Below are 23,876 nucleotides of genomic sequence, written 5' to 3'. Positions count from 1 at the left end.
TGATAAGCGCAAAGTTACCTCATCTTACATCTTTAGTGTACCACGCCGAAAAACTCTTGTCAAATGTTTTTCTCAATTTATTGGTTAGGGGAGATGTGGAATGAGTTCACTGGTTCTCGGGTTTGAGGAATTGGAGCAATCGCAGCTTTCGCTCGTCGGCGGGAAAGGATTGCATTTAGGACAATTATTAAAAGTTGAAGGCGTACGAGTACCGGAAGGTTTTTGTATCACAACCGCGGGATTTCGGAAAGCCGTCGAACATAACGAAACGTTTCGGGCGTTACTGGATCAACTGACCAAGCTAAAGGCGGAAGATCGAGATCAAATCGGTGATATCGGCGGAAAGATTCGTCAAATCTTAATGGAAGTCGAAATTCCATCCGATGTTGTGAAAGCCGTCGCTCACTATCTCTCCCGGCTTGGCGAGGAGCATGCTTATGCCGTGCGCTCCAGCGCGACCGCCGAAGATTTGCCGCATGCTTCTTTTGCCGGTCAACAGGACACCTATTTAAATATCATCGGCATGGAAGCGATCTTGGAGCATATCGGCAAATGTTGGGCTTCCCTCTTTACGGATCGCGCGATCATTTACCGTATGCAAAACGGCTTCGACCACAGCCAAGTTTATTTGTCCGTTATCGTGCAAAGGATGGTTTTCCCGCAGGCTTCGGGCATTTTATTTACAGCCGATCCCATTACAGGCAACCGGAAGCTGCTGTCGATCGATGCCAGCTTTGGACTAGGAGAAGCGCTGGTTTCCGGCTTGGTGTCTGCCGATAATTATCAAGTTCGGGAAGAACGAATCGTCGGTAAACGAATAGCGACCAAAACGTTGGCTATTTATGGACGAAAAGAAGGAGGAACCGAGACGAAGCAGCTTCATTCCGATCTGCAAAAGGCTCAAACTCTTACCGACCCGCAAATTTTGCAACTGGCACACATCGGAAGACAGATCGAAGCTTATTCCGGCCAACCGCAAGACATCGAATGGTGTTTGGTCGACGATTCCTTTTATATTGTCCAAAGCCGGCCCATCACGACTTTATTTCCGATCCCTGAAGCCGATGATCAAGAAAATCGCGTCTACGTATCGGTCGGCCACCAACAAATGATGACCGATCCCATCAAACCGCTAGGATTGTCCTTTTACCTGTTAACGACGCCCGCGCCCATGCGTAAAGCTGGAGGAAGATTGTTTGTCGATGTTACACCAATACTGGCCTCTCCTGTCAGCAGAGAAGCTTTCATCCGTAATTGGGGACAATACGATCCGCTCATTAAAGACGCATTCCTGACCATAATCGAACGAGGAGACTTTATTAAATCGTTACCAAGCGATATAAACGAACAAAGCCCGCGCAAAAGCGGTAAAGATATGCCGCTCCCGAATGCTCAAGCCCATATCGAAAACGACCCGGCCATCGTTTCCGACTTGATTCAACGCAGTCAAACATCGATAGACGAGTTAAAGCAAAACATCCAAACGAAATCGGGATCGGATTTATTTGATTTTATTCTGGAAGATATCCAGCAGCAGCTAAAGAAACTTTTATTTGACCCGCAAAGCACTGCTGTGATTATGACCGCCATGAATGCTTCGGCTTGGATCAATGAAAAAATGAACGAGTGGCTGGGCGAAAAAAACGCAGCCGACACCCTTTGCCAATCCGTCCCCAACAATATTACTTCGGAGATGGGTCTCGCTCTCCTGGACGTCGCGGATGCGATTCGTCCTTACCCGGACATCGTGGAATATTTGCAGCATGCAGCGGACGATCAGTTCTTGGACGTACTGGGTAAGTTCGACGGCGGAAAGGAAGCTCAAAACGCGATCCAAGATTTTCTCCGCAAGTACGGAATGCGCTGTGCCGGAGAAATCGATATTACGAGAACCCGTTGGAGCGAAAAACCAATTACGCTTGTCCCCGTCATTCTGGGCAATATCAAGAACTTTGAGCCCCATGCAAGCAAGCGGAAATTGGAGCAAGGGCGACAGGAAGCTTCGAACAAAGAACAAGAGCTGCTGGAGCGCTTAAAGACATTGCCGGACGGCGAACGGAAAGCGAAAGAAACGAAACGAATGATCGACCTGATCCGGAATTTCATCGGTTACCGGGAATATCCCAAATACGGGATGGTGAATCGCTACTTCATCTACAAGCAGGCTTTGCTGAAGGAAGCCGAACAACTCGTACAAGCGGGCGTTATCCAGGAAAAAGAAGATATTTATTACCTCACCTTCGAAGAGCTTCATGAAGTCGTACGATCAAAGAACTTGGACTACCGGATCATCGGCAAGCGAAAAGACGAGTACAAACTATATGAAAAACTAACTCCGCCGCGCGTGATGACGTCTGATGGCGAAATCGTCGCAGGCCGGTACAAGAGGGAAAACTTGCCGGACGGGGCACTTGTAGGTCTGCCTGTTTCCGCCGGAGTTGTGGAGGGGCGGGCACGTGTCATCTTGGACATGGAAGCTGCCGATTTGGAAGAGGGGGATATATTGGTCACCACGTTTACCGACCCAAGCTGGACACCCTTGTTCGTATCCATCAAAGGACTCGTCACCGAAGTCGGCGGACTGATGACCCACGGAGCCGTCATCGCCCGCGAGTATGGTTTGCCGGCGGTTGTCGGAGTCGAAAATGCCGTCAAACGGATCAAAGACGGGCAGCGCATTCGCGTGAATGGAACGGAAGGGTACATCGAGATTTTGTAAGGCATCCATGGTGGGAAACATGTGGAACAGGGGAATGGCGAGCGGGGAGGAGCTGCTTCAGGGCGGTTCCTCTTATTAATTTGTAGGGACTGGCAGGTTTGTGGGATTTTTTGGCGAATACATGCATGCTAGGCAAGTCTATTGAAGAAGGGGGCATGTAGCGCATGTCGAACAAAAAGACGAACGGTGCGGATGTGATCGGTTACTGCAGCTTGAGATTTCCAGTCGCCAATTTGAAAAAATCGGTGGATTTTTATTGCGACGTATTGGGCTTCGCCTTGATTTCAGCCGATTATTCGTTTGGAGAGGCACATGTTGGATTGAAAAGCGGAAACGGTCCGGGTATTTTCTTGATGGAAACCAGGCCGGAAGAGGTCACGCCATTGAAGTTTGCCTTTCCTCGTTCTTTCTTTATTACAAACGGCTCGGGGCACGTGACGATGGTTGAGCTATTGACGAATGATTTGCTTGCTTTGCATGAACGAATGAAACAAGCGGGAGTCCACGTCGATAAAGAACCCGAATTTACTAATGATTTCGGGTATTTCACCTTTTTTGATCCGGATGGGCATTATATTCGGGCGGTCGAAGAAAAAGGCGCTTATCTACAATAAAATCGACGGCTAGCTCCATCAGTCTCGGGATTTCGAGGTTCTTGAGCGAAGGAAAGCCATCTATATCCGCACGAGTCCGCGTAAATCGCGGATTTTTTTTATGAAAACAGTACAATGGACAGCCCGGCGACCGCTAAAGGAATGGAGAATGAAGTCAAAATAGTGCAAAAAATACAAGGAATCTCGAAAGATTACTATAGTTCGAGGGAACCGTGCTGCCGTATAGTGAAAGCGCAATCAAATAACGCCTCTCTCTTCCGAGAGACGGCAGATCCAAGGAGGTATGTTGATGAAAAAAAGATGGTTGAGCATGCTGCTGTTGGTTGTATGGGGGTTGTCGCTTCCCCTAACCGCATCCACACCGGCTTATGCAACAGCGCCGGCGCCCGTCATCAATCACGGTCCTTATCTGATCAATATGACGGAGACAGCCGTCACCATCATGTGGTTTACCGACCTGGCCAGCACGTCGAAGGTGGAATATGGAACGGGGGGCAGCTACGCAAACTCCAAGTACGAAGAGGAGAAAGGGCTGAAAACGGTAAGCAAGCGTCATAGCGTCCGGCTCACGGGGCTTACTCCCGGTACCACTTACAATTATCGCGTCGTTTCCACCGAAGTGGAAAATTTGCTGCCGAACAACCCTGTAATCGGAGAAACCGTAACCAGCCCCGGCTACACCTTTACAACATTCGATACGAGCAAACCGGAGATCACGTTTTATCAAATTACGGATACCCATACGGATGCCGCGCGCATGAACGAGCTGCTCAGCCGGGTAAATTTATCCCAAGCCGACTTTGTCGCTTTTACCGGCGACATCCTGGGCGACGTTTCAAGCGAAAGTCAAGTTTTCAGCACGTTTATCGACCCGGTTGTCAACCATTTTGCAAAAACGGTACCCATCGTATTCGTGCGCGGAAACCATGAGCTGCGGGGAAGCTACAGCCGGTACTTGTTCGATTACGTACCGACGGAGACGGGGGAATGGTATTACGGCTTCAAGCATGGCCCGGCCAGCTTCATCGTGACCGACGGCTGCGAGGACAAAGCGGATGAGCATCCCGAATATTCGGGACTCAACGCCTGCCAGTCTTATCAAAATACCGAGTTTCCGTGGGTGCAGCATTACGTGAACTCCGCCGACTTCCAAAGATCGCCCGTTAAAATCAGCTTGATGCATCAGCCCAATTTTGATTATTACGTAAGAAACCAGTACAAAACCGTCATGAGCGATGCGGGCGTTCAACTGGCATTGGCCGGACACACTCATCTCCGAAGCATCTATCCGCCCGATCAAAGTGTCGATTACAATCTCGTGATTCTGGGACAAAACGAAGTTAACAAGGTTCACGTCAATGCAAGCGAGATAAAAATAAGCACGCTGAACAGAAGCGGAGCGATTGTTGACGGCATGACGGTCCCGATCCCCGCCGCGAATACGGACTATTCCGGAATCAACCTCGCGAAATGGAAAAGTGTAACGGCCTCCAGCTCGGTGGACAATTGGGGATGGTCTCTCCAGGGAGCGGCGGACAACAACAGAGCCTCCACCTCCTCTTCGATGGGGTGGAGCAGCAGCAATTCGCCGACGTCCAATCATACGGAATGGGTGACCGTTGATCTTGGCGTTATAAGGGATATCAGCCGAGTCGACCTGTACGCCCGGAACGATGCGGGAAATGTGGGCAAGTTTTTCCCGATCGACTTTACGATCCAAGTATCGACGGATCTTGTGAACTGGACAACCGTTGTTGCCAAAACCTCGCAGGCGAAGCCGGACGGCAGTGCGCAGGGCTACGGGTTTACGACCGTTCCCGCAAGATACGTTAAAATTGAAGGAACCGCATTAAGACCGGATGCCGGGGAATACCGGATGCAATTTGCCGAAATTGAAGTGCTCGGGGGCAATCTCGCAGCACATAAGTCGGCCGCCGCATCCAGTTCCTACGAAAACGGATATACCGGATGGGGCGTGAACGGAGTCGTGGACGGAGTCCGATCTTCGGAAACGTACGTTTCTTCCCTCGGCTGGTCCAGCAGCGGCAGCACGTCCGTCAATCACACGGAATGGGTGCAGGTCGATCTCGGCGCGGCAAGCACGGTTAGCCGAGTCGATCTGTTCCCGAGAAATGATGCGGGCTCGGTCGGTGAATATTTTCCGGTCGATTTCACCATTAAAGTTTCCCGCGACAATACGAACTGGACGACGGTCGTGACGAAGACCGGATACGCCAAACCCGGAAACCAAGCGCAGAGCTTTTCGTTTCCCGCACAGACCGACATCCGCTACGTGAAAGTGGAAGCGACGTCTTTACGATCGTTCGGAGGCGAATACCGGATGCAGCTGGCGGAAATCGGCGTATATTAAGCAAGAGACGCATATATCGTGCCGATAAAGCCGCTTGGAAATTCTGGACTTGCCGAGGCGATTATGCTAAAATTCCGTTAACACGTCACGATCGGAGATGAAAAGGATAATGTAATAAGTCTTGCCTTCGAATACAAGAATAAAGCGCATATTGTTTTATTCGGAATAGGCAGGAACGTTACCTTATTCTTTTCACTCAAAAATATAACCTTTTCATACTCCGCAAGGGGTTGAATTTGCCGTATTTTTTGAGCTGCAGGAAAGGTAACTTTCTTGCAGCTCTTTTTTGTCGTTACGGGAAGCGAAACCATCCATTCCGGGAGGATGAATGTAATGTTGATTGAGGTCGTAGATGATCGGGGCAACCGGTTCCTGCCAAGAAAAGAGGTTTACCACACAAAGAATCGGTTGCCGGAGGGGTACCTTTCTATCGACAAATGCACGTAGCGATCCGTCTGCGGCGCAACGTGCTTATGCGTAGGTGGCTCATGACGTATAAGGGCGCCGGCTAGCGGTTGCTTCTTACGTTTTCTCCGGCAGTAAGGAGAAGACATGAAACCGACATCCAAATATGAAACGATTCGGCGAATCGTATCCGACTTCAATCAGCCTGCGTATCGGTATAAGCAAACGATGGATGCGATATTCAAGCAAAACATTCGCGAATTCGAGCGGATGACCATGCTGCCCGCCTTTTTGCGCGACGCGTATATCCGGACACTCGGTCCGAACGTCTGCAGCATCGTTCCGGTCAAGGAGCTCCAGTCCAGACAGGTCAGTAAAGTGCTGTTTGCCATTGCGGGCGACGAACGGGTAGAGGCGGTAAGACTTTCTTACGAACGCGGATGGAAATCGTATTGTATTTCCACCCAGTGCGGCTGCGGGTTCGGATGCACATTTTGCGCTACCGGCACCATCGGCCTGAAGCGCAATTTGACCGCCGACGAAATTACCGACCAGCTGCTGCACTTTCACTTCAACGGCCATGCTTTGGACAGCGTTGCTTTTATGGGTATGGGGGAGGCGCTGGCCAATCCTTACATGTTCGATGCGCTGACGATCTTGACCGACCCGATTCTCTTTGGTTTCGGACATCGACGAATTACGATTTCCACCATCGGTCTGTTACCGGGGATCGAGAGGATGACTCGGGAGTTTCCGCAGGTTAATCTCACCTATTCGCTGCACTCGCCTTTCGACGATCAGCGAAGCGAGCTGATGCCGATCAACGACCGGTTCCCGGTCCGTGACGTGTTGAATGCGTTGGATCACCATATCCGGCATACGGGGAGAAAGGTCTATATCGCCTATATTCTTCTTCGAGGGGTAAACGACTCGATCGAGCATGCGGAGGCGGTCGCCGGATTGCTGAGGGGAAGGGGACCCGGAGACCATCTCTACCACGTGAATTTGATCCCCTACAATTCGACCGATGTTACGCCCGAAGGCTACCGGCAATCGGACCGGGACCAGGTTGCCATGTTTGTTCGTATTTTGAAGGCAAAAGGAATCAACGTCACGGTGCGAACCCAATTCGGGACGGACATTCATGCGGCTTGCGGTCAACTGTACGGTCGAAACCAATGAGAATACGAAGGTGAATACGCGTTTGACGTTCCGGTCCATGCATAGGCCGTTTTTTTGGTTCTTGCATGGACTGCGGCCGTCGCCAAATCATGCTTTTTTTCAAGGGGTGAATCCACATGGAATATACCGACGCTACCGTTATTCTCCCAAAAGAACTGGTTGAAAAGGTGCAGCAGTTTGTGCAAGGCGAATATCTCTTCATCCCAGCACGCAAGGACTGTCGGAGCAGAGAAGCAAGATCCGGCAAACGGGCAGAAATCGATAGGCGAAACAGCGAAATTATCCAATCTTATACATCCGGCATGTCGGTTGAAGAACTTGCACAAACTTACACGCTTTCGATTTATGCGATTCAAAAAATCATTCATCATTTTACGTTGAAAAAGTAGCTTGCCTGAAAGGCTACCGGGAACCCATCAAAGAGAAACGAGCCGCTGGAGTCGGGGGAAGACTCGCGAAATCTACATGAATCCACCGAGCTGGAATCCGGTTGAAAAATGGAAGACCATTGTTCGCATTCCTATTGAACGGGTTGACGGATAGCCCACCGTAATCAGGCTATGTAGCGGAATTAACGGTTAAATGGAGTGAAGCGAAATGGGAGAGACATCACCTGTCGATCGGGCCGCGCAAAATAATGCCGTTTGGTGTGGACTCGTATGCGATACGCACGGCATCCCCCATGTGTCGACGAGGGATGCATGGGGAACAAGGAAGCAAGCGCCCCTCTATTACCCGGATGTCGTTACGTTAAGCAGGGAAGCATCCGCCAATGTCATCCATCGGTTAGTCGAAGGAAGAACCGTCTCGACTTGGAATCCTCCGGGTATCGCGTCCTTTTCGAAGCGGAATGGATTCGCCACGATCCCGTTTCTTTCGCTAAACAACCCCTCTTAGCCTCATGGCATCGGGTTGTGGCGGCGGATGGTCTATTGCGGTGGAACGCGGCCAATGGTACGGAAACGATCATCCGGCCGGAGCTGCTTGGACGCGACGATTTGAAAATATTCATACGCGAGAACGACGGCGGGCTGTCGGGGTTCATCGCAAGTTTGGGCGGCGGTGCGGTCGGGGTTTCCAACGTGTTTTCGGCCGATCCGCCCGACGAAAGCCTATGGGAGGAGATTACGGCTCTGGCTTCGATGGAGTTTCCGGGGCTTCCGATCGTTGGATATGAACGCGGCGGGGATCTGAAGGCCGCGTTGAGTGCGGGTTGGACATCAATCGGACCGCTTCGGGTTTGGGTAAGGACGGTTGAACCGTGACGAACGGCGAGGGAGATTTTCGTCGCGCCAAATAGGGGATAGCTTAAAGGGCATGCTTGGACATCACTCCAACATGCCCTTTTTATTGCTGCTCTGCAGCATAAAAACGAAGCCACGAGGCCAGGTCCAACGGTTCACTTACGGCCACAACGGGCTGTACGGACGCCGTAACCCAACATCCGCTTAGTCTAAGACATTCCCTCCGATATCGGGAATCACTTCCCGTGTCTTCGTGACAACATTCCCTATCGATGGGAATAGGTGTAAGCGTATAATGCTCATTGGAAAGTCTGTTAACATCAATTTGAAGATAGTTGGAGGTTATTATGACGGTAGATTTACGAGTGGATCCTTATCCGTGGTATGCGGAATTGCGAAGCAAGGAAGGAATTAGCCGGCATGAACAGTTGGGCTGGCTCATTGCGAAGTATGACGATGTGCGCCAAGTCATGGCCGACCACAATACGTTTTCGTCGGCAATCTTTGAAGGCTTCTCATCCGAATTGGGCTTGAACAATCAGCTCAGCAGCATGGATCCCCCAAGACATACCCAGCTTCGGTCGCTCGCGCAGCATGCGTTTACCCCGAAGGCGGTCGCCGCTCTCGAGCCCCGCATCCGAACGATGGCCCGCGATTTAGTCGATGAAGCCATACGCAAAGGATCCTTCGATTTTGTCGATGATATCGCTATACCTCTTCCAGTAAACGTTATTGCCGAGATGCTGGGCGTTTCCGAGGTCGACCGTTTGAGGTTCAAGCACTGGTCGAATACTATCGTTGCCGCTTCGTTACGGCTCCTGCACGGGAATCCGGAAGAATTGCCCGAACATATCGCCGCCATTCGAGAGATGAAGCAGTATTTCCTGGAGCGAAGCATGGAACGTAAACAAAATCCAAAGGAGGATCTCATTTCGCGGCTTGCGATCGCGGAAATAGAGGGGAACCGGCTTTCCGACCTGGAGATTGTCGAGTTTTGCGTCTTGCTTATGGTTGCCGGCAACGAGACCACGACGAACCTTCTCGGAAACGCGGTCCGCACGTTTCTGGAGTTTCCCGATCAGTGGCGGTTGTTGTGCGAAAAGAAAGAGCTTATTCCACTGATGCTAGACTAAATAGTAGACACAGATTACACTGATGAAACGACTGATATCGGAGGACTGTGTCAAAGATGAAAAAACCTCTCTACGATGAGACCTACAAAAAGAAGACCGTACAGTATGTGAAAGAGAGCGGTAAGGCGGTGGCGGAAGTCGCCCGCGAACTGAAGATCAAGGACAACACGTTGTATGGCTGGATGAAGAAGTTCGGCGAAGAGCCGGAAATCGCTCAGCATCAAGCGTTCAAGTCGGAAGATCACCAATTGCGGGAAATGCAAAAACAGATACGAGAACTGCAAGAGGAAAACGAAATCTTAAAAAAGGCCATGCACTTCTTCGCGAAAGACCGTCGGTAAAATATACTTTCATCTACGAATACCGCTCCGAGTACCGGCTGGAGAAGTTGTGCAAAGTAATGAACGTATCTCGCAGCGGATATTACAAATGGCGTGATCGCCCCGAAAGTGAGCGAGAGCGCCGGCACAAAGAATGGACAGAGCTGGTCAAGGAAGTGTTCGACGATTCCCGTCAGCTTTATGGGAGTCCAAAGGTCACACAGAAGCTGCATCAGCAAGGAGTCAGCGTATCGGAACGGACCGTGACAAGGATCATGAGGAGGCAACAGTGGCGGTCTAGAACCGTCAAGAAATATAAAGCCACAACGAACTCCAAGCATAGCATGCCGGTACAAGATAATGTGTTGAACCAAGACTTTACGGCAAGTAAGCCGAATGAAAAATGGGTGACGGACATTACGTATGTCGCGACCGGGGAAGGCTGGCTGTATCTGGCAAGCGTAATGGACCTATACTCCCGCAAGATCGTCGGATGGCATATGAGTGATCGTATGACAAAAGATCTGGTGCTGCAGGCACTCAAGCAAGCCTATGGCCGTCAGCAGCCCGATGGAGAAGTGTTGCATCATTCCGACCGCGGCAGCCAGTACGCCTCCCAGGACTACCAGAAGCAGCTTCAGGTCTATTCCATGATCGGAAGCATGAGTCGAAAAGGGAACTGCTACGATAACGCTTGCATTGAATCTTTTCATAGCATCATTAAAAAGGAACTCATCTACTTGAACATATATGAGACCCGTACAGAAGCCGAAAAAAGCATCTTTGAGTACATTGAAGTTTTTTACAACAATGAGCGTATTCACTCGACGATTGGTTATTGCACGCCAACTGATTTTGAACGGCAATACTACGTTAATACGGTAAATCGTTAAAATTTGTGTCTACTATATTGACAGAGGTCCACACAAGCCATCGAAGAGGTGCTTCGTTTCCGTTCGCCCGTGCAAATGATGAACCGAATTGTCAAAAGGGACACGGAGTTTAGGGGACAAAGCCTGAAGGCAGGTCAATTCGTGTCGGTCATTCTGGGTTCCGCCAATCGGGATGAGAGCAAGTTCGAGCATGCCGATCGGTTTGATATTACCCGACAAACTACGGGTCAAATGGCATTTGGTCACGGGATTCATCATTGTATGGGGATGCCGCTCGCCCGTATGGAGGCACGTATCGTGTTTGAGGAGTTAAGCGAGCGTATGCCACACTTCCATATCACAGAGGGAAGGACGATGGAGCCGCTTTCGACCTTTGTGGTTCATGGTTTAAGTAAACTGCCCCTTACCGTTAAGCAGGAGGCGTTCGAAGCATGAAAGTAAAGGTACTCGCCGTCAGTGGCGCAATTGTGGCGCTCTTCCTTTTGTTCGGTTATCATCTCCAGGCGGGGGGAAGCCATACCGACCCGCCGGATGTCGACGGCATCTACATCGCTCTTGATTCGTAAGGAAGCTAGGAGCGTGGACGTTCGGTGGAGGAGAGGGCCCCCCCCCTCCAAAGAATGGAAAAAGCGGGCCGAATGGCCCGCCATCCTCGTCACATGGACTTCGAATCGACAACATCAGTTGAATGTACACCGCGGCAGCCGACATGCAATCAGCCAGGATAAAGTTGAATGACACAAATCCCGAGACACGTTCCAAAACACCAAACTCAACAAACAAGGAGCAAGATCGCCAGAGATCTTGCTTCTTGTTCTACATGAGAGAGTGGTTGACGAAGATAGCTGACCTTATTTTGCAATACGTTGAAATCGCTCTTAAGAAAGCCGCAAAGGCGCCTCGTGGCTTTGGCGTGTTCCGATAGCATCGCCGCCATGAAATTTGCTACAGAGTGTTATTCCACTATCGGGAAACACCTTTAGTTCAACGATCCAATAGCAGTTTGTAGGTACGGCAGCTGCTCTATCTGTCTGTCTGCAATCGTACATCCACTTAATATTTTTTGATCGAAGTGGAGAACGTATGAGGTGTTTTGACACGTTATATAAATAGTCTAATGACACAAACATGTGCTCGGGGCATTTACGGGAACCTCCCGACAGCGGGCGGTTTTTCGTTACTCCCATTCTTTAGATCGGCCCGCGATGTTATAATGGGGCTAACGTTTTGGAACCGGAACAGGAAGAACATGCGGGGAGGGATACGATGGAGAAGCCAAGCGAGAGAGCCCCCTATACCTCTAACGCATAAGAAACGGCCTGCTCTCTCGTCATTCCTCTTCCAATCGCAATGGCCTCGTTAAACGGCTCATCGCCGCATTCTAGTCTGCAGGTTCGTTTCGCCTGTTCGTAAATCAATTGAAACTTGGGCTGAGCTGCGGAGCCAAGCTTCGCTCGTAATTTCTCAGAGACTCCGATAAGCGTAGCGGCCGCCTGGTATTCTTCCAGCCCGCACAACGAGCTTACTAGTCCCTCGACTCCTCGATCGAGGAACCACGTTCCCTGATACGTTTGACAGATGGCGATGCTTCTCTTAAAGAGTGCCAACGCCTCTTTGGGCTTCCGCCGGTTTAAAGCAATATATCCCAGTGCCCGCAGAGGTCCCGACAACTCCAAATCGTCTGTTACTTTCTCGAATAGCATGGCACTTTCGGCCAGCAAGGGCTCAGCCCGTTCCCAAAGCTGTTGCACCACCAGAATGTTGCTCAGACAGCTTAAGGATGACGCGAGGCTCCAATCGTCACCTGAATCCCTGGCATGAAGCACGCTCTCTTCCGCTAGTCGGATCGCTTCGTCTGCCAAGCCCGAACGCGATGCCAGCTGAGCCAGCATGCGAAGCTGAGATGCCAGGAGCGCCGGATGTCCGAGCTTGCGAGCTTCATCCGCGCTTTGTCTGGCCAAATCTTCGGCTTTCTCGACTTCTCCCATGACCCATAACAACACGCTAAGACCATGCTTCGCTTTGACCACGTGTTCTTGAACGGAAGCTTGGCTGTGCTTCGACAGAGCCGTTTGAAGCTGCGCGCATCCTTCCTGCAAAGTTCCTTCATGCAGCCAGTAATAATAGAGGCAGGATGCCATTCGTATTGCAGCTCCCGCCTCCCGCGGATGATCGCAGGCTATTCGCAGCGCGGAGCGAATGTTGGCGTATTCCCGCCGAATCGCAACGAATGCGGCATCCCGGTCTCGACTGCGAAATCCCCGTTCCGCTCTCTCTACGAACCGACAGTAGTGCTCGACGAAGCGACGGATCATCCGTTCGCGTTCCTCATCGGTGGAGTACCGCTCCCATTGTTCGCATCCAAATTGTTTAATTGCTTCGATCATCGCAAATCTGCGTCTAGGTCCGCTGCTTGCCGAATCAACAGATAGAAACGATTTATTGTATAGGCTAGCAACCAAGTTCAAGGTTTCCTGACGATCGAACTGTCCGAGGGAAGGGTTTGATTCTTCATCCGTGCATATATGTTCGACCGCTTCTAGCTCAAATCCCCCGGTAAAAGCACTCAGCTTCCGCAGCAGCTGCCGCTCTTGCTCCGTAAGCAGGGCGAAGCTCCATTCCAGGGTGGCCCGAAGCGATTGATGACGGGGGGCGGCCGTTCTCTTCCCAGCCGTAAGGACGGCGAACATATCGGACAGCCGTTCGTCGATTTGCTCGATGCTAAGCACGTTCGTCCGGGCGGCAGCCAGCTCGATGGACAGCGGGATACCTTCCAGGCGTTTGCAGATCCGTCCGACGATCTTCACGTCCTCTCCCGTAACGCGGAATGTGGGAGATACGGCGGTCGCGCGCTCGATAAACAGCTGAACGGACTCGCAGGAAAGAATGGCATCATGTCCTATATGATCCCGCAGCTCGTTATCCGTGGGGAAAGTGAGCGGCGGAATCCTCCATACGCGCTCCAAGCCGATGTTCAAAGGCTCCTGGCTGGTAGCCAAAATGCCGACCCTAGGGGAGGCCGACAACAATCGCTCGATGAGAGAAGAACAGAAAGCGATCAAGTGCTCGCAGTTGTCGAATACGAGAAGCATGCATTTGTTCCGGATATGGTCGAGCAAGCACTCGATGAGCGGCCTTTCCTTCTGTTCCTTGACGTCCAATACCGACGTGATGGTTCTCAGCGCCGAGAGCGTATCCATCGCCGACGCGAGCTCAAACAGCCAGACGCCGTCGGGATAAGAAAGACAGGCATCCGAGGCGACCTTATACGCCAGACGCGTCTTGCCGCTTCCCCCGGGACCCGCAAGCGTGACAAGAGGGGAGTCGGCAAGCCATTGCCGAATCTCCCCGATCTGTTCGAGGCGGCCGATAAACGAGGACATTCTGCTTGGTAGATTCGTTGTCCCGTATGGCGCGGTTGCATTTCGCGGCGATTCATCGGTCCTGTGAACCGGCGAACCTTCCGGTCGGAATCCGGAGAGAACGCTAGAATCGCTACCTGCAGAAGCATCCGCGAGAATCGCCTCGAACCATTGTTCGTCAAAGAGGGGATACATCCGATTATTTCCTGACCTGTCGTCATGGAATCGACGGACTGTCTCCCACAGTAACTGAGCCTCCGCGCGCTCGGAACCGCGAAGAAACTTTTGTTCAACGACAAAGAGTTGAATCAGCAATTGCAGATTATGAGCACTGGGCAGCCGTTCACCATTCTCCCACTGCTGAATCGTCCTGGTCTCCACCCCGATCCGCTTGGCCAAATCAATCTGCCGCAGCTTCGCCTTTCCGGCCGGGCCCGGTCTCTGCCGCAGTTTGCGAATTATCTCTTCCGGCCATACCCGTTCCGTTGGATTACCCGCCATTTATTCTCCTCCCGATAACACGAACTTACACGAACGCTTCGTACGAACTCGCCTGCATTCTTAGCATAAGCGTTATCGTGCTAGGATTCAATCATACCGAACATGCCGGATAAGCGTGATTTTTTCCTCGGAATCGCGACCATGGGCATTATCTCCACGTTCCTGATGAACATCTTGCGGACAGGGGAGAAGGCCCCGAATCTAGCCTCGATTCTGAACATCAGCGCCTTTAACTTCAGCAACGCTTGCGGGGCCTTGATCGGCGGCCTCATGATCGCAACCTCGCTCGGGCTACGTATCGCAGACGCTGCTTCAACGGATCGAGATTTTGGACCGCCAGATCGGCGATTAGGAGGAACAGATGGACCGGATTCGGCCTATCGTGACGGCAATACAAGAAGGTAAACGAAATGTTTGAATAAGCGATGATCGGCTGGACATCTGAAGACATCTATAGTAGTGAATCCGCACGAGGAGGTGAGAACAATGTTATACGAACTGCGAATCTATCATATTCATCCCGGCAAGATGAAGGCGATCCAAGAGAGGACAATACGCTCCATGAGTTGTACAAGGAATACCCCGTAAGATTAAGAATAATTCATAATGTTATATCACACTTATGTTGAGTTAAAGTTAATGATAGCATTGAAAATGTGCCGGCCAACACCAAGATGGCCGACGATTTTAAAGCGCATATAATGGTAAAATAGTACTGAGAGTAGGCAACGATCAACGAAAAAACTCTACGATTTACCGAAAGAGAGGGAATGGGTATGCTTTACGAGTTGCGCATTTATACTATGCATGAGGGGAGAATGGAAGCGATTCTGCAACGTTTCCGCCAGCATACACTTAGTATTTTCGAGCGGTTGGAAATGAAGGTGTACGATTTCTGGATCGATCAGACGGGGCTTCCGAAGTTATATTACGTGATGGAATATAAGGATATGGAGGAACGGCAACGGCTGTGGGGTGCGTTTCTACAAGACCCGGAATGGATCGAGGTGAAACGCACATCCGAGGAAAGCGGGCCCATAATTGAGAAGATTGAAGGAATATTTATGAATCGGGCCGATTTTTTTATACGATAGCGCGTTTGGCACTTGCCTCTCAACGGGATAATACAGGAACGGACTGGCAGTGGCAGGAAACAGCTAAAATGCCGCAGAAAGATTATTTGGAATAGTACCAAATGACCAAGCTAATCAGTTAATGGATATCTGGAATGAATATGAAGAAGCAGAAACTCCTGAAGCAAGATTTGCCCAAGTAGAAAAATTGAGAACGGTTCTACCATCCTGATTGAAAATAATGTTAATGATGCAGTTGAGAAGGGTTTTTTGGAGCCTTAGAATATGTAATGCCCAATTGAACTAAAAGGTGTGGTTGCGATGTTTCCTCGGTATTTGGTCGATTTCGATTTGCAGCGGCTTCCCCGCGTCCGGACGGATGTCATCGTCATCGGAGCCGGGATCGCGGGGCTGTTCACCGCGATCAAGGCTAGCGAAACGAAGAAAGTAATCATGATTACGAAGAAGTCGCTGCTCGACAGCAATACCCGTTATTCGCAGGGAGGCATCGCGGCGGTCATCTCCGACGAAGATTCGCCGGAGTATCATATGCAGGACACCTTGGTAGCGGGTGCGGGACTTTGCGACGAACAAGCGGTCAATGTGCTCGTGCATGAGGGCCCCGACGGCGTCAAGGACCTGATTCGGATGGGGACGCAGTTCGACATCGAGAATGGCGAGCTGGCGCTGACCAAAGAAGGCGCTCACAGCCATCGCCGCATTTTGCATGCACACGGGGATGCGACGGGTGCGGAGATTGTGCGTTCGCTGTCGGAACGGACGAAACAGGATCCGAACATCGAGCTGTGGGACGACCATTATGTTATCGACTTGATTACTCAGGACGGGGAGTGCCGCGGGGCGCTCGTACAGAAGCCGGACGGGCAGCGCGTGTTCGTGGAAGCGGATGCGACGATTCTATGCTCCGGAGGCGCAGGCCAACTGTACCGGTATACGACGAATCCCGACATCGCCACAGGGGACGGCATCGCCATCGCGCTTCGCGCTGGTGCGGAAATCCGGGACGTCGAGTTCATTCAGTTCCATCCGACGGCATTGTGTTACCCTGGCGCACCGCGCTTTCTCATTTCCGAGGCTGTCCGTGGGGAAGGAGCGATTCTGCGGAACATCAAAGGCGAGCGATTTATGGGTAAATATCATCCGCAGCTGGAGTTGGCCCCCCGCGATGTCGTCGCCCGCGCGGTTCTAACCGAGATGGAAGAGACAAAGGTCTCGTTCGTTTACATCGATATTACGCATGAAACCGAAGAACTGATCAAGCACCGGTTTCCTACAATCTACGAATTTTGCCTGCGGTATGGGCTCGACTTGACGACGGACTGGATTCCGGTCGCTCCTGCGGCACATTATATGATGGGCGGCGTGAAAACGGACCTGCACGGGGAAACAGCCGTCAAGCGGCTGTTTGCTTGTGGTGAAGTATCCTCGACAGGCGTTCATGGCGCCAATCGGCTGGCGAGCAACTCGCTGTCGGAAGCGATCGTCTTCGGCCGCCGCATCATCGAACGGATCGCCGAGCTGCCGCCGCTGAACCGTACACCGAGTGAACTGCAGGTTGCGGTTCACCGGAAAGAGCAGCCGCAGCAAGCGGTCGTCGAGAAAAAGCTCAAGCTGCAGAAAGTCATGCTTCGCCAAGCGGGAATGAAGCGCGACGCCGCCGGGCTGCAAAGAGGGCTGGATGAGCTCAAGCGGCAGTCGGCCTACTTCGAATATGCTTTGATGAAGCGCGAGGAGTATGAATTTGCCAATTTGCTCATCTGTGCAATGCTAACTACGAAAGCGGCGCTGCTGCGCCGGGAAAGCCGCGGCGGCCATTTCCGCGAGGATTATCCGCAGCGAAGCGATGCCTGGGTGAAGCATATCGTCTACCGGCTAGAGGAAGGCCATTTGGAGGAGTGCATTCAAGATGCTTGAGATTAACCGCGAACGCTTGTAACGCAGCATTGCGGAATGGCTGGAGGAAGACAACGGAAACGGCGATATTACGACCATGACGATCATTCCGGTGGACCATCCGTCAAAGAAGACGGGCTGGTAGCTGGCTTCCCGGCAGCCGAGCTCGTGTTCGGCGTCGTAGATCCCGCTTTGCATTATCAGGCCCTCGTTCAAGAAGGAGCGGTTGTCCGGAAGGGTACGGTGGTAGCCGAAATAGTAGGCTCTACCCGCAGCATTTTGCTTGGAGAGAGACTCGCCCTCAATTTGATGCAGCGCTTGTCCAGCATCGCCACCGTCACCCGGGAATGTACAGAGGCGCTTGGCCGCCTCCTGACGCGGCTTGTGGACACCAGAAGACGACGCCGGGGCCACCGCCAGCTGGAGAAATATGTGGTTCGGTCGGTGGGAGGCATGAGTCCAGCGTTCAATAAGATGACTTTCGACACCGCCAAAAGTGTTTTTAGCAAGTTAAACAAGTTTCTGATTATCATCCGGATTCACAACATCAGTGACGCGGTACGCCGTGATGTTTGTGTCACTGATTGTCGGATGACAAGAACATTATCTCATTAAAGGCCGTGTAAATCGCGGCTTTTTGCATTATGGGATATAACTCTTGTCAAAATTGAATGACAAGATAAATCGCTCGGATATATAACGGAGACGGTTCTGTTGGACATGCGGAGATCCGGATCGGCAATGCCGTCGTTATGATGTTTGATGCGACAGAAAAGTGGCCGGATACACCGAGCTTCCTTCGACTTTACATGGAAGATGGCGATGCTGTATTCAAGCAAGCTTTACAGGCGGGGGCGACTGCGGTCACTCCAATGACGAAACTTGCCTTCGGCGAACGAGTTGGGCGTGTACGTGACCCTCTCGGTAATATATGGTGGATACATCAACGGCTGGAAGAAATTGATTGCGAAGAGATGTCCAAGCGTGCTGCGCAAAAAGAATATATCGAAGCCATGAAATATGTTCTAAAATTGCGTTAACGTGCCGCGATTGTTATGATCAGTCTAGCGGAAGAGGAGTCAGGCAGACATCCCTGCAGCACTTTACCTCATCGCGCCATAACGCTAACGGATACGATAGCGCAATCGTTTACACCATGAAAAAGCTGCCACGCTGAACGGCAGCTTTGTTGCGTTAACGGGCAGTTTAACGCAGCAAATATTTCGTGCGGAACACCATCCAGTCTGTTATGTCTAGACTAAGGCCCCTGAGGTGGCTGTTTTTTATTTAACCTTCTTTCTTGACCTTTACACTAATGTGAAACTTTATAATAAATTTAGTGCTCCAAATCTGTGAGGTGATCGTTTTGAAGATAGGAAAGGTAAGAAAAATAACCGGCGTTAGCGCCCGGTCGATTCGCTATTATGAGGAGAAAGGATTGATCAAAGCATCTCGTCAAGAAAATAATTACAGGGAATATGACGAAAAGGTGATCGATTCCATAAACGCAATTCAACTTTATCTAGGTTTAGGGCTGACAACGGAACAAATTCGAGACATCATCTTCTGCAAATATCCTGAGCATCAGGAGCATAAAGATAAGGACGTCTATTGTGAGGAATTACTGCTTATGTATCAGTCGAAAATGCATGAGATCAACCAACAAATAGCTGCATTAACCGAAGCGAAGTTCAATTTGGCCGAAAAAATCAATCAGATGGTACAAAAACGGGAGGAGGAAAACGAGTGACTATATTAGTTACAGGGGCAACGGGAACCGTAGGGCGACACGTCGTGGGCCAACTTATTCAAAAGGGGCAAAAGGTACGTGCATTGACACGTAATCCGCTGCAAGCCAATCTTCCTAATGATGTAGAGGTTGTCGCGGGAGATTTAAGTGATCCAAGTACGCTAATTTCTGCGTTGATTGGCATAAGCGGGATGCATTTAATTACAACAGGCGCTGAATATACCCCGTTACAAACGGGTCCAGAAATCGTTGAACTTGCTGAGAAGGCTGGGGTGCGCAGGGTTACCATTTTATGGAATGGTGAGAAAGGCCCTTTTGAGATGGCAGTTGAGGCAAGTGGTCTGGAGTGGACTCAACTTCAAGCCTTTGAATTTATGGCAAATGCACGAAAATGGGCAAACTCAATACGCTCTGAGGGGGTTGTTCGAGATCTGTTTGGAGGATCACGAATTACTTCTGTTCATGAAGCGGATATTGGACGGGTCGCAGCGGTTGCACTAACTGAGGAAGGTCATGCAGGTAAAATATATACACTAACGGGTCCTGAGAGTTTGTCGGTTCAAGATAAAGTCCGGATAATTAGTGAGGTTATCGGACGTGAAATTCAATTTATTGAGAGCTCTGAAGAAGAAGAACGTGAACAGATGAGAAGAATGGGTGTTCAGGAGGATGTAATTGATTACGTGATTAGTTGGCACCTTAATCCGCCTAAATCTGCTTATACGGTTTTGCCGACAGTTGAGGAAGTAACAGGACACAAGCCGTATACTTTCGCAGAGTGGGTTAAGGAGAATGCAGGACTTTTTATAAATTTGGGTATCTCTTAAATCTATTATCTTTGAGGGAATGAAATAGACAAACTTGTCCGAATGCATCGCTGGCAGCGGTGAGGGTCAGGGGTTCGTCCGCGCAAGGGGGTGAACTTGCGATCCTGCGATCCTGGAGCAGTTTGCCGCAGCGACAGCTGCTCCTACGGACTAAGTCGTTTTACATACATATGTACAAAATACGGGTTTTGTGAAAAAGTTTTAGAAGTATTGGCCCCGGGTAAGTGTTCGGTGTTTCCGCAAATCAAAATCAGGCTTCCAACAAAATTAAAAGCGCCCAACTCTAGGGCGCTTTTAATTTTGTTTTCAGTAAATCAATCTTCCGGCAGTACGAGCTCGATCATTTCTTGGTCGGCGTCATAAAAGACCTCGCAGTACAACTGCTCGGCAACAAATCGCAGCGGCACATCATACCGCTCGCCTTGCTTGATTACGACGCCGTCCATCTCGTACGCTTCGCCGTCTACGATCGCTTCGGAGCTGCCGGAAGCAAGCTCGATTATCGTATCCCAAATACCGGTTATCGTAATCGAATCGTCCTTGTAGACGACATCCGCGTCCAAGTAAGAAGCTAATTCGTCCAACGGAATATAAGAAACGCCATCGCGCATATAGGCGCCGTCTGGAGCGTACTGTTCCAACGAGTGTAACGGAATGTTGACGACTTTCGGCTCGTTTTGCTTCTTCTCGAAGGCGATCAACTGACCGAGCAGCGACTCCGGATCGACTTCTTCCAGCAGCTCAAACGGAGAACGGCCCTGCCCCATGACGAACGGCGTTTGGCCGGCATCCAGAACATCCGCTTTTACCGGCTTGTTCCTATCCCAAGTTTCCGATTGAACGTTAAACTGAATGGCCGTTATCCCTTCCTTCCCCCCATCCGGCGCCGGAATCGTCAGCTCCAAGTCCGACTTGCGAAGATTCAAGCTTTGATCGAAAGCGAGCCGCGCTTTAACCTGCGTCTGTTTGCTGAGCATCGTTTGAATGGCCGGCTCCTCCGACCTGCTTGCGCTGTCGATGCCGATCAAGGCGAAATACAGAATCTGCTTGGCTGTATTATGAATGATGTCGACCGCGAGCTCTTTGTCGGACGCCGCCTCCATCAAGCTTTCCTTCAAGCCGCCGAGCTTATCGCCCAACGATGCTCCGAGCGGCGACTCCGGCAGCATGGCTGAAGGCATCGCGTCTTTCTCCAAATACGGCTTCAGCACCGGCCACAATACGTCGTACAATTCGCCGATAAACCGTTTGAAGTTGTCGTCATCCTTCGTCAAGTTGCGAATAAACGTCTTGGCCAGCGGAACCAGCTCGGTTCCGTCCAAGCTCGTCTCCAGCTTATAGACGTTGACGTTTTCGTTATGTATCGTTTCCGATCCCGACGTCACCTTAATCGTTTTCGGGTTCGGCAAATTCGATACGATCAGCGACGCCATCGATTTGTCGATCCCTTTCGCCTGATACTCCTTTTGCAGCTTATCGGTTAACGCCGTGAATGCGGTTGTCGAACCGTCCGGCTCCGTGAGCGGAATGACGATTGCCCTGGAAAGCCCCTCCACCTTCAACACGAGCCGCTCCTCGCCGCTCATATACGCCTGGAACGGAATAACGCCCTTGGCCAAAGTCAGTTGGCCTTGCAGCGACATCCGGTCCCAGCTCTCCATCTTCATGCTGCGAATGTCGAGCTTGGCGTCGTTCCACAGCTCGATCATCGCCTTCGCTTCTTCGGACAATTTAAACGGGTCCGCCTTCATATGCAGCGAGACCGTGACGCTTTGCTGCATCGAGTTCGTATCCATCCCGGCAACCAACGCTCGGTTCAAATCCAGTCCGCCAAGCGATTGACAGCCGACCGCAATAACAAACAGAGCTAGAATGAGCCATTTGGACCAGCTTCCAAAACGAGATTTTCGGATGTTCTTCATCTCCCCACTAATCGATTATGATGCTCCCACTCCCTTTCATTCTCCGGTTGGACACAATTTCCTGCTAAAAATCCCGGCAAACTTCAAAAAAGGTGTCGATCCATGAACGTCCCTAATCCCTAACCACCCGGCTTGGAAATGCGGCTTCGTATAGGCGATTAAGCGGTCATGTAGCTCCTAAGCAAAACGGCCGTATACTTCATGTTCCGTTCGATCGGATCGTTACTGCCTGTCAGTCTGCTCGCCATGATGGCTCCCTCCATCGAATCGATCAAAAACGACGCCATGGCAGCAGCGTCGATGTCCGGACGGAATTCGTTGTTCCGAACTCCCTGTTCGATGATCGATTGGACGAAGCGGGCCATGCCGTTGTAAGCATTCGCCGCCTTCTGCCGCAGCTCGGGGAACGTCCCGTCGCTCTCCACCGCCGTATTCAGTAACGGACAACCGCCGGGAATCGGCGGATTATCGACGGCGTCTTGATATACGGCCGAGATGTTCATGAGCTTATCGAACGCGCTCGTCCCTTCCCGCTCCGCTCGAATAAAGCAGTCCTGAAGAATGTGCCCCGCCCTTTCAAAGGCGGCCTGCACGATCGATTCTTTCGTTTCGAATCGGCGGTAGATGGCCCCCTTCGGAAGACCGGTCGCCTGCATGATCTCCTGAATGGACGTTTGCGCGATCCCTCTGGTATTAAACAAAAGCATAGCGTGATTTACGATGCTTTCTCTGATCTCGTCCGACTTTTTCAACCGCTTCCACTCCCTCGTGATGCTCGTCTTCCGCTTTTCCTTCATTTTGTCACGAATCGCTCAAAGTTGTCTATTTGAAATTGGCGGCAGTCATTCTATAATGAAGAAGTCGGACCGGACGGTCCGGTCCGTTATTTTCTATTATACATCAATTCAAAAAGGATGGTACATCGATGTGAAAAATCGAAAAGAAACGAAAGTAGCCGCCATTTTGTTGTCGGTCGTCGCTTTAATGTGGATCATGCACACGTTGACCAAAAACTTCGTGTCGGATCCCGGATTCGTCAAGCTAATCGAAGCCAAAGATTCCTTCACCGCCGACCGTTGGTTATGGACGTTTATGCTGCGGGCGCACATTGCGCTTGCCGTCGTCTCGCTTGTAACCGGCCCGATCGGCTCACTGCGAAACGTACGGACGAAATCGATCGCCTTGCATCGTTGGAATGGGCGGATATATGTCGTATCCATCGCGCTCAATTTCATTCCTGGGCTATATGTTTCGTTTTTCGCGCCGGGCGGAATGACCGTAGTCGGGTTCCTTATTCTAAATTTGCTCTGGCTCGCGACGACATGGTTCGGATATTCGAATATTCGCCGCAAAAATATCGAGAAGCATACGCGTTGGATAACTCGGAGCTTTTTTCTAACCTATGCCAACCTGGTCATTCATATTTTGCTGCCGATCAGTCAACACGCATTCGGCTTTACATACGCGACCTCGTATGCGATCGCCGTATGGGGAAGCATGCTGCTCAATCTCGGATTGGCCGAAGTCTTCATCCGCAAAAAATGGTTGGCCTAGCTTTCATCTATCCGGTTGGAGTCGAGCCTCGCGTGATTTTGGGGCCATCGGGACAATCGGGGGCCTAATACTCGACCATGCAAAGGAGATGT

General features: G+C 51.0%; 21 protein-coding genes and 1 pseudogene. 19 read left to right on the top strand and 3 right to left on the bottom strand.

The window, feature by feature from the left end:
- Nucleotides 1–100: 100 nt before the first annotated feature.
- From ppsA to DLM86_RS32975, 10 genes are all read left to right on the top strand, one after another.
- Nucleotides 101–2,719, top strand: a complete 2,619-nt coding sequence (ppsA, locus tag DLM86_RS07300; protein ID WP_110839333.1) for a phosphoenolpyruvate synthase — start codon at nucleotides 101–103, stop codon at nucleotides 2,717–2,719.
- A gap of 164 nt (nucleotides 2,720–2,883) precedes the next feature.
- On the top strand, nucleotides 2,884–3,333 hold the full coding sequence (locus DLM86_RS07295; protein ID WP_110839332.1) for a VOC family protein: 450 nt from the start codon (nucleotides 2,884–2,886) through the stop codon (nucleotides 3,331–3,333).
- Between the two features lie 289 nt (nucleotides 3,334–3,622).
- Nucleotides 3,623–5,704: a discoidin domain-containing protein gene (locus DLM86_RS07290; protein WP_158289372.1), complete on the top strand. Its 2,082-nt coding sequence runs from the start codon at nucleotides 3,623–3,625 to the stop codon at nucleotides 5,702–5,704.
- Nucleotides 5,705–6,256: 552 nt separating this feature from the next.
- Nucleotides 6,257–7,291, top strand: a complete 1,035-nt coding sequence (locus DLM86_RS07285; protein ID WP_110839330.1) for a Cfr family 23S rRNA (adenine(2503)-C(8))-methyltransferase — start codon at nucleotides 6,257–6,259, stop codon at nucleotides 7,289–7,291.
- A 116-nt stretch (nucleotides 7,292–7,407) separates the two neighbouring features.
- Nucleotides 7,408–7,680: a CD3324 family protein gene (locus DLM86_RS07280; protein ID WP_110839329.1), complete on the top strand. Its 273-nt coding sequence runs from the start codon at nucleotides 7,408–7,410 to the stop codon at nucleotides 7,678–7,680.
- Between the two features lie 312 nt (nucleotides 7,681–7,992).
- Nucleotides 7,993–8,556, top strand: coding sequence for a hypothetical protein (locus DLM86_RS07275; protein WP_146250172.1), 564 nt, complete (start codon nucleotides 7,993–7,995; stop codon nucleotides 8,554–8,556).
- A gap of 326 nt (nucleotides 8,557–8,882) precedes the next feature.
- Nucleotides 8,883–9,668, top strand: a complete 786-nt coding sequence (locus tag DLM86_RS07270) for a cytochrome P450 (protein ID WP_110839327.1) — start codon at nucleotides 8,883–8,885, stop codon at nucleotides 9,666–9,668.
- Between the two features lie 56 nt (nucleotides 9,669–9,724).
- Nucleotides 9,725–10,881, top strand: a protein-coding gene (locus DLM86_RS07265) for an IS3 family transposase (RefSeq protein ID WP_110839326.1) whose coding sequence is annotated in 2 segments (ribosomal slippage) — nucleotides 9,725–9,977 and nucleotides 9,977–10,881 — 1,158 coding nt in all. Because the reading frame shifts where the segments join, the coding sequence is not laid out codon by codon here.
- Between the two features lie 39 nt (nucleotides 10,882–10,920).
- Nucleotides 10,921–11,316, top strand: coding sequence for a cytochrome P450 (locus DLM86_RS07260; protein WP_281272097.1), 396 nt, complete (start codon nucleotides 10,921–10,923; stop codon nucleotides 11,314–11,316).
- Nucleotides 11,313–11,447 carry a hypothetical protein gene (locus DLM86_RS32975; RefSeq protein WP_281272083.1) on the top strand — a complete coding sequence of 45 codons (135 nt, stop codon included), beginning with the start codon at nucleotides 11,313–11,315 and terminating at the stop codon, nucleotides 11,445–11,447. Before DLM86_RS07260 ends, DLM86_RS32975 begins: the two co-directional genes overlap by 4 nt.
- Nucleotides 11,448–12,173: 726 nt before the next feature.
- On the opposite strand, the gene DLM86_RS07255 is transcribed toward DLM86_RS32975, so the two are convergent.
- Complete coding sequence (locus DLM86_RS07255; protein WP_110839324.1) at nucleotides 12,174–14,744, bottom strand: helix-turn-helix domain-containing protein; 2,571 nt, start codon at nucleotides 14,742–14,744, stop codon at nucleotides 12,174–12,176.
- A 102-nt stretch (nucleotides 14,745–14,846) separates the two neighbouring features.
- Between DLM86_RS07255 and DLM86_RS31715 the strand changes: the two genes are divergently transcribed.
- The 8 genes and pseudogenes from DLM86_RS31715 (at nucleotide 14,847) to DLM86_RS07215 (ending at nucleotide 20,308) form a co-directional block, all read left to right on the top strand.
- A complete protein-coding gene (locus DLM86_RS31715; protein ID WP_146250171.1) occupies nucleotides 14,847–15,149 on the top strand; it encodes an MFS transporter in 303 nt (100 codons plus the stop codon).
- 371 nt (nucleotides 15,150–15,520) lie between these two features.
- Nucleotides 15,521–15,838: an NIPSNAP family protein gene (locus tag DLM86_RS07245; RefSeq protein ID WP_170143696.1), complete on the top strand. Its 318-nt coding sequence runs from the start codon at nucleotides 15,521–15,523 to the stop codon at nucleotides 15,836–15,838.
- Nucleotides 15,839–15,920: 82 nt separating this feature from the next.
- Nucleotides 15,921–16,049, top strand: a pseudogene (locus tag DLM86_RS33175) (HD domain-containing protein); the annotation flags it as partial.
- 89 nt (nucleotides 16,050–16,138) lie between these two features.
- A complete protein-coding gene (nadB, locus tag DLM86_RS07235) occupies nucleotides 16,139–17,752 on the top strand; it encodes an L-aspartate oxidase (RefSeq protein WP_110839320.1) in 1,614 nt (537 codons plus the stop codon).
- A 36-nt stretch (nucleotides 17,753–17,788) separates the two neighbouring features.
- Nucleotides 17,789–18,346 (top strand): nicotinate-nucleotide diphosphorylase, encoded by a 558-nt coding sequence (locus DLM86_RS07230; RefSeq protein WP_245954393.1) that lies wholly within the window; start codon nucleotides 17,789–17,791, stop codon nucleotides 18,344–18,346.
- A gap of 68 nt (nucleotides 18,347–18,414) precedes the next feature.
- The gene (locus DLM86_RS07225; protein ID WP_342773066.1) at nucleotides 18,415–18,771 is read left to right on the top strand and encodes a VOC family protein; all 357 of its coding nucleotides are present in this window, start codon (nucleotides 18,415–18,417) and stop codon (nucleotides 18,769–18,771) included.
- Nucleotides 18,772–19,070: 299 nt separating this feature from the next.
- Complete coding sequence (locus tag DLM86_RS07220; protein WP_342773058.1) at nucleotides 19,071–19,481, top strand: MerR family transcriptional regulator; 411 nt, start codon at nucleotides 19,071–19,073, stop codon at nucleotides 19,479–19,481.
- Nucleotides 19,478–20,308, top strand: coding sequence for an NmrA family NAD(P)-binding protein (locus DLM86_RS07215; RefSeq protein WP_110839318.1), 831 nt, complete (start codon nucleotides 19,478–19,480; stop codon nucleotides 20,306–20,308). Before DLM86_RS07220 ends, DLM86_RS07215 begins: the two co-directional genes overlap by 4 nt.
- Before the next feature lie 314 nt (nucleotides 20,309–20,622).
- Here DLM86_RS07215 and DLM86_RS07210 read toward each other — a convergent pair whose 3' ends face one another.
- The gene (locus DLM86_RS07210) at nucleotides 20,623–22,128 is read right to left on the bottom strand and encodes a copper amine oxidase N-terminal domain-containing protein (RefSeq protein ID WP_158289370.1); all 1,506 of its coding nucleotides are present in this window, start codon (nucleotides 22,126–22,128) and stop codon (nucleotides 20,623–20,625) included.
- Between the two features lie 260 nt (nucleotides 22,129–22,388).
- Nucleotides 22,389–22,937 carry a TetR/AcrR family transcriptional regulator gene (locus DLM86_RS07205; RefSeq protein ID WP_425453946.1) on the bottom strand — a complete coding sequence of 183 codons (549 nt, stop codon included), beginning with the start codon at nucleotides 22,935–22,937 and terminating at the stop codon, nucleotides 22,389–22,391.
- A gap of 220 nt (nucleotides 22,938–23,157) precedes the next feature.
- Here DLM86_RS07205 and DLM86_RS07200 point away from each other — a divergent pair, with 220 nt between their 5' ends.
- Nucleotides 23,158–23,784, top strand: a complete 627-nt coding sequence (locus tag DLM86_RS07200; RefSeq protein WP_245954391.1) for a DUF2306 domain-containing protein — start codon at nucleotides 23,158–23,160, stop codon at nucleotides 23,782–23,784.
- Nucleotides 23,785–23,876 lie beyond the last annotated feature (92 nt).

This window comes from Paenibacillus flagellatus (assembly GCF_003217775.1).
Taxonomy (GTDB): domain Bacteria; phylum Bacillota; class Bacilli; order Paenibacillales; family NBRC-103111; genus Paenibacillus_AB; species Paenibacillus_AB flagellatus.
The sequence above is the reverse complement of the archived record's forward strand: the minus strand, read 5'-3'. Positions and strand labels throughout refer to the sequence as shown.

Coding starts and splice junctions, on each gene's coding strand:
- ppsA (WP_110839333.1), top strand. CDS start 101: ATGAGTTCACTGGTTCTCGGGTTTGAGGAATTGGAGCAATCGCAGCTT.
- DLM86_RS07295 (WP_110839332.1), top strand. CDS start 2,884: ATGTCGAACAAAAAGACGAACGGTGCGGATGTGATCGGTTACTGCAGC.
- DLM86_RS07290 (WP_158289372.1), top strand. CDS start 3,623: ATGAAAAAAAGATGGTTGAGCATGCTGCTGTTGGTTGTATGGGGGTTG.
- DLM86_RS07285 (WP_110839330.1), top strand. CDS start 6,257: ATGAAACCGACATCCAAATATGAAACGATTCGGCGAATCGTATCCGAC.
- DLM86_RS07280 (WP_110839329.1), top strand. CDS start 7,408: ATGGAATATACCGACGCTACCGTTATTCTCCCAAAAGAACTGGTTGAA.
- DLM86_RS07275 (WP_146250172.1), top strand. CDS start 7,993: ATGGGGAACAAGGAAGCAAGCGCCCCTCTATTACCCGGATGTCGTTAC.
- DLM86_RS07270 (WP_110839327.1), top strand. CDS start 8,883: ATGACGGTAGATTTACGAGTGGATCCTTATCCGTGGTATGCGGAATTG.
- DLM86_RS32975 (WP_281272083.1), top strand. CDS start 11,313: ATGAAAGTAAAGGTACTCGCCGTCAGTGGCGCAATTGTGGCGCTCTTC.
- DLM86_RS07255 (WP_110839324.1), bottom strand. CDS start 14,744: ATGGCGGGTAATCCAACGGAACGGGTATGGCCGGAAGAGATAATTCGC.
- DLM86_RS31715 (WP_146250171.1), top strand. CDS start 14,847: ATGCCGGATAAGCGTGATTTTTTCCTCGGAATCGCGACCATGGGCATT.
- DLM86_RS07245 (WP_170143696.1), top strand. CDS start 15,521: ATGCTTTACGAGTTGCGCATTTATACTATGCATGAGGGGAGAATGGAA.
- nadB (WP_110839320.1), top strand. CDS start 16,139: ATGTTTCCTCGGTATTTGGTCGATTTCGATTTGCAGCGGCTTCCCCGC.
- DLM86_RS07230 (WP_245954393.1), top strand. CDS start 17,789: ATGGCTGGAGGAAGACAACGGAAACGGCGATATTACGACCATGACGAT.
- DLM86_RS07205 (WP_425453946.1), bottom strand. CDS start 22,937: ATGCTTTTGTTTAATACCAGAGGGATCGCGCAAACGTCCATTCAGGAG.